The sequence below is a fragment of the Anabaena azotica FACHB-119 genome (assembly GCF_014697625.1).
In the GTDB taxonomy this organism is placed as follows: domain Bacteria; phylum Cyanobacteriota; class Cyanobacteriia; order Cyanobacteriales; family Nostocaceae; genus Trichormus; species Trichormus azoticus_A.
The window spans coordinates 1-15338 of record NZ_JACJSG010000011.1; the positions used below are offsets into that span (position 1 = coordinate 1).

Genomic DNA, 15338 nt, shown 5'->3' on the forward strand with positions numbered 1-15338 from the left:
GTGGGAGGCGCGCCACTAGAGGCAGTTAAGGAGTATATTCAAAACCAAAAGAATACTTGACGGCGATTAAAATCGCGCCATCGCTTACCCCATGTCTAAAAGCCAGGGGCTTGCGCTGCATGGATTATCGGTCAGTGTACGTTGTGACCGTAAGCTTTTTCAAAAAGTTCTTGATGTTTGTCAAATAATGATGTAGAGTAACTGTGGATAATACTGAAGATAAAATGTTATTAGCGATCGCTCTCCAGTAATTTCACTCAAGCCGAACCAGATAGAAGCGATCGCCAAACACCAATAACATTCTTAGCCTTTCTCAATCAAAACACGAAAAGCAGAATTAGCTTTAATTTTTCTTTGCAACTTTGCGCCTCTGCGTGAGCTTTTAAGTAAAAAAGCAGTCGGCACATAGGTGAGGGCATGGATAAATCATAGCCTCTCCCCTGTCACCTGTCACCTGCTATACCTAAAGCTTCTGTCCCGCATAAATCGATCGCACTTCACCATTACGCCGAACAATAGCCTCGCCATTATTAACATCAACCAAAGTCCAACCGCTAGCACCGATAGTTTCACCGATGCTGATGCGACGGCTAGCACCATTAACTTGAAACAAAGCAACAGACTTACTCCCCAACTCCATTAAACCTTCTAAAGTATGGGTAGGAGCGGGTGCAGGAGGGTTAACTGTAACTGCTGCTACAGGTACAGCTTCGCCACCAGTATTAGGTTGTTGTGGTAGGCTAGCACCAAATGGGACAACGGGCAATGTAGGCAATAATTTCGGTGTCTGCTGGACGTTAATTGGTGCATTACGTACAGGTACGGGTTTGAGTTCTGAACGCACAGCCGAAGCTAACATATTGACGCTTGCAGGCTTGGTGCTTGGTTGCACTTGCTTTAAGGTATCTTTCACTATATTCGGTTGGGTTGTCGCAGAATTATTAGCGATAGGTGGTAAGGGAGAACCAACACCAGGAATTGGTGGTGGTGCGTAGCGCATTGGCAAAGGCGCTTGATAGACAGGGATATAAATCCGTTCGACAACGTTGGGACGGCTTGGTGCTGGTGGTGTATTATTAGCTATGACGGGAGAGGGGAGATTACCCACAGGTGGCTGATTGTTGTTTAAAGCCAAAGCTGTAGGGCTATAAGCCACCCTATTACCAACATCTGCACGGACTGGTTGCTGATTCTGAATATTGGATTTATCTATAACTGCCAACGCTCCTAGCATATAGTTAGCTAAGTCTCCCTCCATATCTACTTGGGGAGTTAATTGCGCCTGGGGTACATAGATATCTGGTTGGGTGAGTCTGGCAGTGAGGCGGAATAATAAGCCAGATTGCACTATGTATAATACACCTGCGATCGCTACACCAATCGTTGTCCCAACAATCAGCAGTTTACCCAGCCCAAGTTGAGATTGTTGAACGATTTTAGCTAATGGTTTAGCAGATTGACTCTCAACTACAACCTTACCGCCCTTACTAATAACAGGGGCTACAGTCTGCACCCGGTTCAGGGTGCTGGGTAAAACAATCTGCGGCACATCTACTGTTTGCAGATGCTCATATTCTATACTTTGTTGATGTGACGAGTCGTTAGAACTAAGGAACCAATCGCTGGCGGCAGTTTCTTTCGTCCTGCTGACTGGAGATGCTGGGCGCATTTGTCTACCTCTGGTATTGGTTAGGCGAGGTAGATGGACATCCAGAATCTCGTCAAGATCAGCAAATAGCTCATCCATCAAGCCATCAGCGTAAAATTCTATTGACCAAGGCTCATTAACAATTAAGTCTTCTGATGCCTCTGGAATAATTAGATGGGTGCTAACTTTTTGTAACATAAGCATTTTGGGTGGTAGTAGCCAGGATGGGGCAACACCGCCCCTACTACCTGGGAATCAGGATTTTTTTAAATTAAGTTAGGACTGAGACAATGAGAATTTGCGCTTTAGAAGGGTGTGTCAGTTGTCAGTTATCAGTTATCAGTTATCAGGTTATTCCACTGTTCACTGTTCACTGTTCACTGTCCACTGTCCACTGTCCACTGTCCACTGATTTGTCCCCTTCAAACAGTTGATTTCTCATGCTCAAAAATCCTTGGTGTATTAAATCCAACGTCAAACGGGGATCAGTTGATGATGCCAGTTATAAGCGCTTGTCATCTATCATACCCATCCCTCCTTCTACTATACTCACCCTTCATGAAGATGAAGTTAAGTTAAAGCCGCTAATCCTGTCTGGTTCTTGGTTTGACGCAATTCTAAATAAATTAATAAAGCGTTAATATCAGCCGGATTTACTCCACCAATGCGGGCGGCTTGACCAATGGTTAGAGGCTTGACTTTACTGAGTTTTTCCCTGGCTTCTTTGGAGAGAGTGTCAATTTTTGTGTAGTCCAAATCCCCTGGTAATGGGCGTTGGGCTTGACGGGCGATTTGTTCGATTTGGCTTTGTTGTCTGGCGAGATAGCCGGAATATTTGATGTCAATTTCTGCGCCTTCTCTTTCGGCTTGGGTCAAGTCGGGATTTCCTAGCCCGTATCTATCAAGGTCTACATAATGGAAGCCTGGACGACGCAGCAAGTCAGCCAAGGTAATCGAACCTTTGATTGCTTGTTGGGTATTGTGAGCGATCGCTTTCCCCACATCATCATTTTCCTTCACTCTCGTACCATACAGCCGTTCTTTCTCGGCGGTAATTTGTGCCTGTTTGCTGGTGAATAATTGCCAACGGCGATCGTCTATCAAACCAATTTCCCGTCCCAAGGGTGTTAGGCGCTGGTCAGCATTATCAGAACGCAACAGCAAACGGTACTCGGAACGGCTGGTCAGCATCCGGTAAGGTTCGCGTAAATCCTTTGTACAAAGGTCATCCACCAAAGTACCTAAATAACTTTGCTCACGGGGGAACACAATCATTTCCTGATTCCTGACAAACCGCGCCGCATTAATCCCCGCCACAATTCCTTGCGCCGCCGCCTCTTCATAACCTGTAGTCCCGTTCACCTGTCCAGCACAAAACAAGCCAGCAATCTTTTTAGTCATCAGCGTCGGATAACACTGAGTTGCGGGTAAGTAGTCATATTCCACCGCATAAGCTGGCCGTAACATTACGCAATTTTCCATCCCAGGGAGACTACGTAACATCTGTAGTTGCAAATTTTCCGGCAACCCTGTAGAAAACCCTTGGATATACAACTCAGGGATATCCCGTCCCTCTGGTTCAATAAAGATTTGATGGCTGTCTTTATCAACAAAACGGACAATCTTATCTTCAATACTGGGACAGTAACGGGGGCCTTTCGCATCCACCCAACCGCCATACACAGGCGATAGGTGCAAGTTTTCCCGAATTAGACGATGGGTTTCGGCTGTAGTGCGGGTCATATAACAAGGTATCTGTTCCCGTTCCACCCACACATCCGGGTCAAAACTAAACCAACGCACCTCTGCATCCCCTGGCTGGAGTTGCATTTTGCTGTAATCTACAGACCGCTTATCTACTCGTGCAGGTGTCCCAGTCTTCAACCTCCCAGTTTCAAATCCCAAACGATTGAGAGTTTCTGTCAATCCCTCAGCCGCAAATTCCCCAGCACGTCCGGCTGGCATCGACTTGTTCCCCACCCAAATTTTTCCACCCAGGAATGTACCTGTAGTTAAAATTACAGCTTTACATTCAAAAGCTACGCCAAAATAAGTTTCAACACCAATAACTTCGTCATTTTTACCTAGAACCAAGTCCGTTACCATCGCTTCCCGGATGCTCAAGTTCTCTTGGTTCTCGACAATATTTTTCATCACAGCCGCATATTCCCGCTTGTCAGTTTGGGCGCGTAATGCCCACACCGCCGGCCCCCGTGAAGAGTTGAGGATGCGCTTTTGCAGGTATGTGCGGTCTGCCATCTTGCCAATTTCCCCACCCAAAGCATCCACCTCATGAGTCAACTGAGATTTAGCAGGCCCACCCACAGCCGGGTTACAGGGTTGCCAAGCGATTTTATCCAAGTTGAGAGTCAGTAGCAGGGTACGACAACCGAGGCGGGCAGTAGCAAGCGCTGCTTCGCAACCGGAGTGACCTGCACCGACGACAATGACATCAAAAGTATCTTGAAATTCTACTGAATTGTGCATGGTCATATGTACAGGATTAACAAGCTGAGAGTTATATCCGATTTTAACCTATCCAGCCAGTGATTTCAGGGATGTATTTATATAGATTGAAAACTTCTAGATATCGTAGAAATATCTATAAATACATCCGTAAAATGTTGAATGTTATAATATACATTTATTCCTTTATGAAAATAATAATTTATGCAAATTAACAATATCACCTACCACGACCATTATCTTGAATGGCGCTATGAGAATATATATTTTTCCAATCTTAACCTTTTAGTAGGAGTGTCTGGTGTTGGTAAGACACAGATTTTAAATTCTATTATGAATTTAAAAAAAATTGCCAAAGGAGATTCTTTAAATGGATTAGAATGGGATGTAATTTTTACTTCTGATAATCATCTTTATCGATGGAGTGGCGAATTTGAGAAAAAGACAGATAATGAATTTATTTTTGAAACTGAGGATAGTAATGAAATTGCGTCAAAGAGAAAATATAAACTAAATCGAGAATTTTTATATAAAAATAATAAGACAATTATAGAAAGGCATCAAAATAGAATTACTTTTAAAGGACAAGAACTTCCTAAGTTGTCACCATTTGAAAGTAGTATTGCAATATTAGGGGAAGAAGACGATATACTGCCTGTAAGAGAAGGATTTAATAAAGTATTTTATAGCAATAAATTAAATCAAAATCCTTCTAGCAATGATATATTTGAGTTTATAGTAAATAAAGATTTATTTGTAAATAAATGCTCATCTCTTGTTGAGATTCAAGAAAGCAGTTTATCTATTGCCTTAAAACTAGCATTAATTTATGACTTGAATTTAGAAATTTTTAATGAAATTAAGAATTCTTTTATGAATATATTTAGTCAGGTAGAAGATATAAAACTAGAAGCTGATAATGATAACGCTCATAAAGCAAAGTTTTCAGGATTTCCTATTATTAAAATCAAGGAAAAAGGTGTAAGTAATTGGATAACTCAAGAAAGAATCTCTTCGGGAATGTTGAGAACGTTGATACATATTAGCGAACTATATCTATCTGCTGAGGGGACTGTAATTCTAATTGATGAATTTGAAAATAGCTTGGGCATTAACTGCATTGATATTTTAAGCAATTTATTATCGGAAAAAAGGCAATTGCAATTTATAATTACTAGTCATCATCCATACATTATTAACAACATTAGTATGGAGCATTGGAAGATTGTCACTCGTAAAGGTGGTGTAGTGACCGCCAGAAATGCTCAAGATTTTAATCTTGGTCAATCTAGACATCAAGCATTTATGCAGTTGATTAATTTGGATGAATATAGAGAAGGAATTACTGCTTAAATGAATATCTACTTTCTTGTAGAAGGTAAAAGCACAGAGAGAAAAGTATATCCAGCTTGGCTGGCTCATCTTCTACCAGACCTTAAGCGTGTTAGTAATTATAATGATGTGGTCAATAACAACTATTATTTATTTAGTGCTAATGGTTATCCATCAATAATATACGAGCATTTACCCAATGCGATCGCAGATATTAATGACAACGGTAATTATAACTATCTTGTCCTTTGTTTAGACGCAGAGGAAGTTACTGTCGAATACAGAAAACAAGAAATTAATGACTTATTAATTACCGATAATTATACTTTAACAAATGCTCAAATTGTGATAATTGTCCAAAATCGCTGTTTTGAAACATGGTGTTTGGGTAATAAAAAGATTTATACAAAAAATCCCAGTGATAACCCACTGTTAACATATACACGTTATTACGATGTATCAGCTAATTGTCCTGAGTTGATGGGTAAGTATCCTGATTTTTCTACTCATGCACAGTTTCATGAAGACTATTTAATAGAATTATTCAGAGCTAAAAAGATTAGTTACTCTAAATCCAATCCAGGTGATGTGTTGAAACTTTATTATTTGCAAGAACTCATGAAAAGGGTGCAAAATGACCCAACTCACTTGCTTAGTTTTCAAAGCTTTATTCAGTTCTGTAATATTATTAAAAGTAAAATATAAAGCTAATTCCATACAATGAAAGTAATTAAAAAAGAATTAAAATTTATTACTTTATTTATCTTGATTATTTTTACATTAGTTGCTAGTAACCAAATTAATTATTCTACTAGCATGAACAATAACCAAACATTAAATGCTTGTGTAACTAACGGTACTGTAGCTTGTTATGAGCTATATGAAAAACCAATTTTACCAACGCCTAGCCCTAATATTCCCCAGACTGAGCAAGAGCGATTTTTAAGTGCGATCGCCACTCATTTTCCCACAGTTCCCCAGCCAGGTAGTTATGAGTATATCTTGCTTCGTGCTTACGGTGCAGCCTTTATAGATCCAGATCCAACAGTCAAATTTCCACCTAAAGTAGTTTTCAACAATGAGCCAGAAACGCAAGCATTTCAAAGTACCTTAGCGATGGATAAAATCACCGGAACTAACAATTGTTATCTGCAAAAATCCGCAGCAGCAGCTTTAAATAAAGCGCGATCGCAACAAAATATCCCCCTCAAATCTGGCTATGGCGCAAGTGATTGTACTCGTAATTATGCCACTAATTTAAGATTTTGGCGAAAATATGCTAATCGCAATACTTTAGATAAAGTCCGCGAAGGTAAAGAAACAGCAATTCTCGGAGTAGTCGCACCACCGGGAGCATCACAACATCTTTGGGGATTAGCAATTGATTTACGAGTATCTAATGCAAAACAAAGACAAGCTCTTTATGATAATGGTTGGTTTCAAACTGTAGAGAATGATGTACCACACTGGACTTATCTAGGTGTGAATGCAGATAATCTACCAACTTTGGGGTTGAAAAATAAGGTTGTTCGCGGAATCAGTTATTGGTTAACACCCATTTAACTGTTAAAGACGATGCAAACTTGGGAATACTAAACCAAAATTATATTTTCAAGGGACATAGCTATGTCAAGTGAAGTTAATAAACAGTATCAAAATTTATTAATTGAACTGTTAAAAGCAACTCATCAGAAACAGAGTTTATACACGCTTTTATCTAATAACATAAATAAAATTGATGAAAATTTGGCTTTAACATTGCGAAAATGGGCTGTTGAACAGTTTAAACATCGACCAAATACAGCTATGAATATAGCTAAAGTTATTTATGAATTTAGTAAGGCTATTCACTCTTGGGAACTTGGTAATTTTACTACTAACTTAGAAATTGCGATCGCAGGCTATGAAACCGCTTTACAAGTTTATACTTATGAGACTTTTCCTCAAGATTGGTATCAGATACAGCAATCCTTGTTAGCAGCTTATCAACAACGTCAAAATCTTTTGTCTATAACTATTGCTGAACTTAAACATCAAGCACATCAAAGCCTGAATTATTTCAATAATATATTTGCTAAATTACCACAGGAATTAAAACAAGCAGAACAACAAATCGAAAGTTTGAAAAACGAACTAATAGAGTTAAAACAGCAACAATTTAATTTTGTCAAAACTGATGCAATACAATCTCTAATGATTGAGGTTCAGAAAATTAACCAGACTCAAAGTAATATAGGTAATTGTCAATTCGCCAATCTATCCAAAAATAGCGCTTTTAATACAGCTATTTTTTATGATATTGAAAATTTAAATATAAGTAAAGCTAATTCTCAAACAAGTTTTTCTTTTAAAAATATTCAAGATAATTTAAAAAAAATTACTAGTTTTAAAAAGCCAGCTATTCAATGTGCTTACGCAGATTGGAGTGAAAGCAGGCTGAAGCTTTTGAAAGATGAAATTCAAGAACTTGGTGTTGCAGCAATTCAAATTTTTGATTTTGGACACAATAAAAATGCCGCAGATATCCAACTCTCTATTGATGTGATGGAATTAGTAGCGCTACGTCCTCATATACAAGTATTTGTGATTGTATCAGGCGATGGCGGCTTTGCTTCTTTAGCAAAAAAGCTGCATGAATATGGAAAGACAGTTATCGGTTGTGGTTACGAAGGAAAGATTAACCGATTTTTTCAGTCTATTTGTGATTATTTTATAATTTTACCTTCTCTGCAAACGAAAACTGATGAATTGCCAATCAGTAGTGCAAATGAGTTTGTCAAAAATACCAGTGATGACATTTTTCTGGAAACTAAATTAATTATACAGAGGTTGAAAAAAGAAAATAAAATTGAGAAAGATGGTATACCTATCGCTCAAGTTCATACCTTGCTAAAAGCGGAAATTCCTAACTTTGATGAAAAAAGGAAAAAAGAAGAAAATTGTAAAAAGTTATCAACTTTCTTTAAAAAGGTAGTTGAGGGAACAGATATATGCGTATCTGATAATAACAATAAGTTAAGTTTAAAAACACATCTATCTGCTAATACTGTTGCACCCTCTAAAAACAGCAAATAAGCAATAAATTTACCAAAATTGATTACTGTATGTATAGATGAGGCAAATTGAGTTACAAATACAACAATGTAAGTACTATGAAAATCTGATTTAATTCTTAAACAAATCTCTGTATTTGTAGGGTGGGCAGTGCATCGCCAAAACTATGATATGGCGATGCACTGCCCACCCTACGGGGATTTTAAAAGTTAAGTGTAAATCTTATATTTACACAATTTGCTTTCCCTCCAGAGGATAATACTACAATAAAGAAGTAACGCATCTAACCTCTGGAGTTCTGACAGTGGGCTTATTTGATGATTTGAGTCGGTTTCTGGAAAACCGTTTAGAGGAATTCTTGCGTAATAATCCACATTTGGAGTTGGAGGCGCTGTTAGAACAACTGCGTCAGCAAGAGGAAGATACATTAAAACTGATAGCAGATTTACAGTTACAAGAGAAGCGATCGCAAGAAGACATTCTCGCCACAGCGCAAGAAATCCAGCGTTGGCACATCCGCGTCGAAAAAGCCAAAAACGCTGGTAGGCAAGATTTAGTCGGGCCAGCCCAAGAGAGAGAAGCCGCTCTCTTGCGCGAAGGTAATCAGCTTTGGGGACATATGCAAGGGCTAAAAGAACGCATAGCACAATCCAAAGAACTACTCAGTAAGATACAAACTAGGCGGCAAGAAGTGCAAACCAAAGCCGCACAAGCACAGACAGCACGCGCCAAAGCTCAAACCCAACAGCGTATAGAAACTAGCGGTTGGTGGAATACCACCAGTTCTAGTAGTTTTGATGACTTAGAAGAAAAGTTTCGGCGTTGGGAAACCGAAGATGAATTAGAGCAAATGAAGCGTAATCTAGGTAAATAAGTATTATGTATTGGCGATGCACTGCCCACCCTACTATCGCAAGTGTCACAATTGGTGGTTGGTGCGTGACGCTACAAGTCTCATTACTACGTTCAAATATTATCGCCAGTCACACACCCTACAGAAAAAATATGCCAGTTGCGTAAGTCCTAATTACTAATGATATTATTCACTAATTATGTGTATTAAATAACAAAATTTATAATTATAAATGTTCCTTTGATACACTTTTATTTCTAACTCAGCATTTGTAGGGTGGGCAGTGCATCGCCAACACCATGAGAGGTTATCTTTGACAAAATTTATAATTATAAATGTTCCTGAGATACATTTTTTTCTAAAAATCTAAATATTTAGATTTTATTTATTTATTGAGAGTAAACTATATTTGCTGATATATTTAAATTAACTCTTTAATTTAACTTGATTGACCATTTATAGCTATCGTCGGATAGATTAGGACAAAAACCAACCCTAAAATAAAGATAGCAATCGGTCTCCAAACCTGTTACCTTTCACCTATCCTCTGCTAGATTAACCATTTTTTGCTTGCCGCAGTATTTTCTAGTCGTTTCAAATAAGAACTGAGGCATGGAACAAAGTATATTTTTAGACGTTTTGACTAGTCTACAGAGACTATTTGTAGGCTATATTCCAGCCGCTATCGTCGGCAGTTTCATTGGCTATCTTATAGGTATCAACGCCACTGTATATCAATTAATGCGGCGGATATTTCAGATACCAAATAGTATACCACCTATTGCTATACTGCCCATGACACTTTTAATTTTTCAACAGAACGAGTTAGCAGTAGCAATAGTCATCTTTTTTGCTAGCCTCTGGACAATTATCATCAACACTGCCATAGGTATACAACATTTCCGCAGACAAAATAATAACTTTCGCGCAGTTATCTTTCACACAACTCATGCGTTGAAAGTTGGGATTTGGGCGGCATGGTTCACAGTGATTGCAGTAGAAATGTTATTAGGCTCAAGGGGGCTAGGTGGTATACTGTGGAATAGTTATAGGTCAGGTAATACTAATGCCATCATAAATGGCATAATTTCCATTGGAATTATCGGATTTCTACTAGATCAATTTATTGATTACACAGGTTCTCTTCTGACTCAGATGGTAACAGATAGTAAAAAGTCCTCATAGTTCGTAGTAAAGGCTTTAGCCTTTTCTTTAAATCAGTTATCAGTTATCAGTTATCAGTCTTAACGGCGTATCGTGGAGGAGAAAGAAGCGCCACCAAAGCTATCCACCAATTGTTGTGGTGTTTCACAAACGTATTTAAGTAGGGGCGGGTTTAACAAACATATCTGTTTTTACCACGAATTACTCAATGAACCCACCCCTACAACTGTTCACTGTTAAAACTAAACTCCTGACTACAAACCTTAAATTACTTATACCAAATCTCTCTAACAATGAGCTTAATATAATTACAGCAACTTTTGCGTCTTCTCTACGAGACGCTACGCGAATGCGCCTTTGCGTGAGTTATAAAAAGCAATATTAAGCTCAACTTCATAGAGAAATGGTATTACCCTATTCTACTTATTTGACAAATGAAGAATATGCAAAATAAATTGCCACGAAATGGAATGTTCGAGTACATAAAAAGGCTCAACTATTTTACCATCAGGCATTTTACAAGTATCAGCCCTCAGCGATAACCATTTATCTTTTACTACATATTTAGATTTTAATATCTACCAATTTGATAAACTCACGCTTACTTAAAACATCTTTTTATCTGTAATATTGATTTTTAATAGTTATCAAACAACAACTAATCCGGGAATTTCTTCGGGAGAATGAGCAATTTTATCAGCACCGTGAGTTTTTAATTCTTCTTCTGTTCCATAGCCGTAGGTAACACCGATCGCAGTTATATTATGCAGCTTGGCTCCAATCATGTCATGTTTTCTATCTCCCACCATCACCACATCAGCAGATAGTAAATTTTCGGTTACTAAAATATAATGAATCAACTCACCTTTTACAACCCTTGTCCCATCCAACTCACTACCATAAACACCATCAAAAAGTGACAACAAGCCAAAATATTCAATGATTTGCTTCGCATAAATATGTGGTTTAGAAGTAGCTACAAATGTTTTGTAACCAGCAACACGAATCTCTTTAACTGTTTCGGTAATCTGAGGATAAAGAGTATTTTCCCACAATCCAATTGTAGAATAACGACGGCGATACAGTGCGATCGCTTCCTTCAACACACCATGATCAGAAGTCTGGAGTAGCTGAGAAAAACTCTCTTGAATAGGAGGGCCAATACACCAAAGTAACTCCTCAGCCTCCGGTGGAGGATAACCCAATTCTACAAGAGCATACTGAATACAGCGAGTAATTCCCAGCTTGGGATCAGTCAAAGTCCCATCCAAATCAAATAAAATAGCACAGACCGACATAATTTATCACTTGCATAATTAATTAACTCCTTCTGATGAATTACGCCGACGCAAAAAACCTTCTCCACTTAACAACGCAATTCCCAAAGTGACAACACCAATTCCCAAACTCTGAATCAGGTTTAAACTTTCGCTAATTGTTGCCCATGCCACTAACGCCGTCAATGCTGGACTGCTAGAACCAATGATAGAAGCTTTTGTCGCCCCAATCGTGCGAATCCCCAAATTATTTAGAGTGTGTCCGATAAAACTGACGATACCAGAAAAAATACTACCAATCCATAGAGGAGTCCAGTCAAGTTGGGAATTAGCAGGAGAAAAAAGCAGTAAACTAACACCAGAAAGCAGCAGTGTAGAGGCAAAACTAATCCAAGTAAATGGAACTGGATGGAATCGTTCCATACATTTTTGACCGATGACATTATAGAAGGCGTACACCACCCCAGCGCTAAGGCTGGCGAAAATGCCGATCGCAATGGTATTACTGCTGTAATTACTAGAGGACTGAGGAATTGTCAGAACACCACCTATGAGAATAATTCCCATGACTAACCAACGGAAAAGCGTAGGGCGATCGCCAAAAAATTTCCAAGCCAGCAGCGCCGTAAATACAGGATAGGTGAAAAATAGAGTCAATGCAATTCCTGTAGGAATTAAGCCAATAGCAACATACAATGCAGCAATATAGACAAACATCAATATTCCACAAGCAAACGCTTGTATGAGAACATCGAAGCGTTCCCTGGTGAACAAGTCTTGAAATTCTCTTCCAGCAGATGGATATAACTTAAATGCTAGAGTTGCCATGAGCGGAACCACTAGCAGCATTCGCATAAACATCAGCAGGAAAGAATTTTGTAAATCTGGTTTTACGTATCCACCTAATACAAATAAACCTAATACGAGATGTTCAGAAAACAAAACTCGTACAGTGACGTTATGTAATGTCAAAACTAAGGAAGATAGTAAAACTGTCAGCATAATTTATAATTGATAATTCGGAATTATTATCCCAAGAGGAAATAACTCGTAATAGGAATTTTAACTACGAATTACTAATTATTATTAACTACCTGTAAGCAATGCCCACCAACACCATGATACGGCGCTGCACTGCCCAACGCAGCAGGGCTGTTTCATCCCCTAAAAGACCATAATTGACAAGCGTATCAATCAAAAAAATCAGGTAGTGCATAGTAGGGGCGCACAGCTGTGCGCCCTTACAGATCATTGATGTGTGGTGGGGAGCAGAGGAGCAGGGGAGCAACCCACCCCTAGCCCCTCCCAGGAGGGGAACGGAGCAGGGGAGATAGTCTTTTCCCTTTCCCCTTTCTCCTTTCCCCCTTCCCCTTTCCCCAGTCCCTAAACTAAAGCTGGTTCTGGTTCGCGGCGGTTATATAAAGAAGAGTCGCCCTTGATGGCTTCACTCTGCTTACCATCAATACCGACGGGAACATCACCGACGATAGTCACACGCTGAACATGGCGGGGTTGGTCGCCATAATCGGCGATCGCATAATGTTGAGTAGCCCTATTATCCCAGAAAGCGACATCACCCTCTTGCCAACGCCACCTCACCGTATTTTCTGGACGGGTGACGTAAGCTTGTAATAGTTTGATAATCTCGTTGGACTCATCTTGAGATAACCCACGAATTCGGCGGACAAAACCACCAATAAATAGTCCACGTTCCCCAGATTCAGGATGCACTCGCACAACTGGGTGTAAAGTTTCGTACACAGTCGAGGTAAAAACTTCTCGATAAGCTCTCACTTCTTCTGGAACGTCAACTACTGCTGCTGCATAGTCATAAGCATTGCTGTGTACTGCCCAGAGTGGGTCAGCAAGATTACGCAGATGAACGGGTAAATCTGCGTATGCTGTTACAGAGTTTGCCCAGATCGTATCACCGCCTGCTGGGGGAATAACTAGCGCCCGCAATACAGAACCCAATGGTGGGCGGTCTACGAAAGTAACGTCAGTGTGCCAGTTATTCGCACGCGCCACCGTTTTGCCGTAGTTTAAATCAAGAACCTCTGGGTTATCTGCCAATGATGGTACAGTGGGGTGTGCTGTAGTCACTTCACCAAACCGACGCGCAAAAGCCACTTGTCCCTTAGCATCAAGGTTCTGTCCCCGGAAGAAGATAACTTTGTATTTCACTAAAGCTTTGCGGATATCGCTGATGATTTCGTCACTCAAATTGCTACTCAAGTCAACACCGATAATTTTTGCACCGATACGTCCAGCAATTGGTTTGATATCAAAATATTGTGAACCCATGTTTTTATTTCTCCTTAAATGAACAGTGAACAGTTATCAGTGAACAGTGGACAGTGGAAATAACCTGACAACTGATAACTGATAACTGACAACTGAGTTAAACCCCCGGTGTACTTCCGCCATCAACAAGAATCTCTGCGCCTGTAATTGAGGCTGCGAGGTCGGACAATAAAAATAGTGTCAATGCAGCAATCTCTTCTGGCTGGGCAATTCTCTTGAGGGGAATTCCTTGTAAGGTTTCTGCCTTAGCTTGCTCAACTGTGATCCCACGGGCTTGGGCATTTTGTTCTGCTAAACGTTCAGCCCGTTCGGTAGCAGTAGCGCCTGGGGAGATGGCGTTGATGCGAATGTTGTACTCGGCTAGTTCTTTGGAAATGCCCTTGGTAAAGTTGAGGAGGGCGGCGTTTGTTGTTCCACCAGGAAGAAAGCCTGGGCGGGGTGTACGTCCAGCACCACCGATAATATTGACTATGCGTCCATCACGGCGGTCTTTTTGATGGGGAACAACGGCTTTAACCAAGCGAATGTAGCCGAGTAACTTTAGCTTCCAAGCATCTAAAAAGACTTCATCACTCAGGTCTAGAAATGAGCCAGCACGAGCTGAACCTGCGTTGTTGATGAGGATGTCAATCTGCCCAAACTGCGCCAAGGTGGTTGATACGACTTGCTCAACACTCTCGGCTTGAGTTAAATCAGCACTGATGGAGATTACTTTTGCCCCTGGTGTGGGTAAGGATTGGATAGCACTAACGGCATTCTCTAACCTTTCTGGGTTACGAGCTGCGATCGCTACATTCACCCCTTCACTATAAAGAGCTTTGGCGATCGCCAGTCCAATCCCCGCACTTCCTCCCGTCACTATCGCTGTTTTACCCGTCAGGTTTAGTTCTAAGCTCATAGGTAACTGCCAAGCATTGAGGATTACAGTGATTTGCACAATCAAATCTAAAATACGGTAAATCGGTAGAGTTAACGTATTTAAGAGTTATAAGAACCTATCATAGACAACCATTAACAAGCAAGCACCCTAATCAAAGATTTGTATCTTCAGGAGGCAGGGGGCAGGAGGCAGGGGAGCAGGGGAGCAGGGGAGCAGAGGAGCAGAGGAGCAGAGGAGAAAATAATTACTCCCCCTTTCCCCCTTCCCCCTTCCCCTTTCCCCCTTCCTCCTTCCATTTATAAAATTAGAAGAGTTAGCTGTTTTAAAATGGCAAAAATGTAGATATTTAACTAACAGGGA

General features: G+C 40.1%; 13 protein-coding genes. 6 read left to right on the plus strand and 7 right to left on the minus strand.

All coding sequences use genetic code 11. The features are described from left to right. Positions 1-463: 463 nt before the first annotated feature. A complete protein-coding gene (locus tag H6G83_RS09700) occupies positions 464-1846 on the minus strand; it encodes a hypothetical protein (RefSeq protein ID WP_190470574.1) in 1383 nt (460 codons plus the stop codon). 372 nt (positions 1847-2218) lie between these two features. Further along, positions 2219-4141 carry a tRNA uridine-5-carboxymethylaminomethyl(34) synthesis enzyme MnmG gene (gene mnmG / locus H6G83_RS09705; RefSeq protein WP_190470577.1) on the minus strand — a complete coding sequence of 641 codons (1923 nt, stop codon included), beginning with the start codon at positions 4139-4141 and terminating at the stop codon, positions 2219-2221. Between the two features lie 177 nt (positions 4142-4318). Here mnmG and H6G83_RS09710 point away from each other — a divergent pair, with 177 nt between their 5' ends. The 6 genes from H6G83_RS09710 (at position 4319) to H6G83_RS09735 (ending at position 10538) form a co-directional block, all read left to right on the plus strand. After that, positions 4319-5467, plus strand: a complete 1149-nt coding sequence (locus H6G83_RS09710; RefSeq protein ID WP_190470579.1) for an AAA family ATPase — start codon at positions 4319-4321, stop codon at positions 5465-5467. Continuing rightward, positions 5468-6151, plus strand: a complete 684-nt coding sequence (locus tag H6G83_RS09715) for a hypothetical protein (protein ID WP_190470581.1) — start codon at positions 5468-5470, stop codon at positions 6149-6151. It abuts the gene before it with no gap. 15 nt (positions 6152-6166) lie between these two features. Further along, positions 6167-7009 (plus strand): M15 family metallopeptidase, encoded by an 843-nt coding sequence (locus H6G83_RS09720; protein WP_190470584.1) that lies wholly within the window; start codon positions 6167-6169, stop codon positions 7007-7009. Between the two features lie 63 nt (positions 7010-7072). Next, positions 7073-8521: an NYN domain-containing protein gene (locus H6G83_RS09725; protein WP_190470587.1), complete on the plus strand. Its 1449-nt coding sequence runs from the start codon at positions 7073-7075 to the stop codon at positions 8519-8521. A gap of 283 nt (positions 8522-8804) precedes the next feature. Further along, entirely contained in the window at positions 8805-9374 is a 570-nt protein-coding gene (locus H6G83_RS09730; protein WP_190470590.1) for a TIGR04376 family protein, read from the plus strand. A gap of 591 nt (positions 9375-9965) precedes the next feature. Next, complete coding sequence (locus tag H6G83_RS09735) at positions 9966-10538, plus strand: ABC transporter permease subunit (protein ID WP_190470593.1); 573 nt, start codon at positions 9966-9968, stop codon at positions 10536-10538. A 626-nt stretch (positions 10539-11164) separates the two neighbouring features. Here H6G83_RS09735 and H6G83_RS09740 read toward each other — a convergent pair. From H6G83_RS09740 to H6G83_RS09755, 5 genes are all read right to left on the minus strand, one after another. Then, positions 11165-11815: an HAD family hydrolase gene (locus H6G83_RS09740; protein ID WP_190470595.1), complete on the minus strand. Its 651-nt coding sequence runs from the start codon at positions 11813-11815 to the stop codon at positions 11165-11167. Between the two features lie 18 nt (positions 11816-11833). After that, entirely contained in the window at positions 11834-12796 is a 963-nt protein-coding gene (locus H6G83_RS09745; RefSeq protein ID WP_190470597.1) for a DMT family transporter, read from the minus strand. Between the two features lie 88 nt (positions 12797-12884). After that, on the minus strand, positions 12885-13010 hold the full coding sequence (locus tag H6G83_RS35860; RefSeq protein ID WP_277876301.1) for a hypothetical protein: 126 nt from the start codon (positions 13008-13010) through the stop codon (positions 12885-12887). A gap of 167 nt (positions 13011-13177) precedes the next feature. Further along, positions 13178-14098, minus strand: a complete 921-nt coding sequence (locus H6G83_RS09750; RefSeq protein ID WP_190470600.1) for a TauD/TfdA dioxygenase family protein — start codon at positions 14096-14098, stop codon at positions 13178-13180. A gap of 97 nt (positions 14099-14195) precedes the next feature. Then, entirely contained in the window at positions 14196-14996 is an 801-nt protein-coding gene (locus H6G83_RS09755) for an SDR family oxidoreductase (RefSeq protein WP_190470979.1), read from the minus strand. Positions 14997-15338 lie beyond the last annotated feature (342 nt).

Bases quoted from the DNA above. Each gene is read 5' to 3' on its own strand.
- H6G83_RS09700 (WP_190470574.1), bottom strand. From the start codon at position 1,846: ATGTTACAAAAAGTTAGCACCCATCTAATTATTCCAGAGGCATCAGAA.
- mnmG (WP_190470577.1), bottom strand. From the start codon at position 4,141: ATGACCATGCACAATTCAGTAGAATTTCAAGATACTTTTGATGTCATT.
- H6G83_RS09710 (WP_190470579.1), top strand. From the start codon at position 4,319: ATGCAAATTAACAATATCACCTACCACGACCATTATCTTGAATGGCGC.
- H6G83_RS09715 (WP_190470581.1), top strand. From the start codon at position 5,468: ATGAATATCTACTTTCTTGTAGAAGGTAAAAGCACAGAGAGAAAAGTA.
- H6G83_RS09720 (WP_190470584.1), top strand. From the start codon at position 6,167: ATGAAAGTAATTAAAAAAGAATTAAAATTTATTACTTTATTTATCTTG.
- H6G83_RS09725 (WP_190470587.1), top strand. From the start codon at position 7,073: ATGTCAAGTGAAGTTAATAAACAGTATCAAAATTTATTAATTGAACTG.
- H6G83_RS09735 (WP_190470593.1), top strand. From the start codon at position 9,966: ATGGAACAAAGTATATTTTTAGACGTTTTGACTAGTCTACAGAGACTA.
- H6G83_RS09740 (WP_190470595.1), bottom strand. From the start codon at position 11,815: ATGTCGGTCTGTGCTATTTTATTTGATTTGGATGGGACTTTGACTGAT.
- H6G83_RS09745 (WP_190470597.1), bottom strand. From the start codon at position 12,796: ATGCTGACAGTTTTACTATCTTCCTTAGTTTTGACATTACATAACGTC.
- H6G83_RS35860 (WP_277876301.1), bottom strand. From the start codon at position 13,010: ATGCACTACCTGATTTTTTTGATTGATACGCTTGTCAATTATGGTCTT.
- H6G83_RS09750 (WP_190470600.1), bottom strand. From the start codon at position 14,098: ATGGGTTCACAATATTTTGATATCAAACCAATTGCTGGACGTATCGGT.
- H6G83_RS09755 (WP_190470979.1), bottom strand. From the start codon at position 14,996: ATGAGCTTAGAACTAAACCTGACGGGTAAAACAGCGATAGTGACGGGA.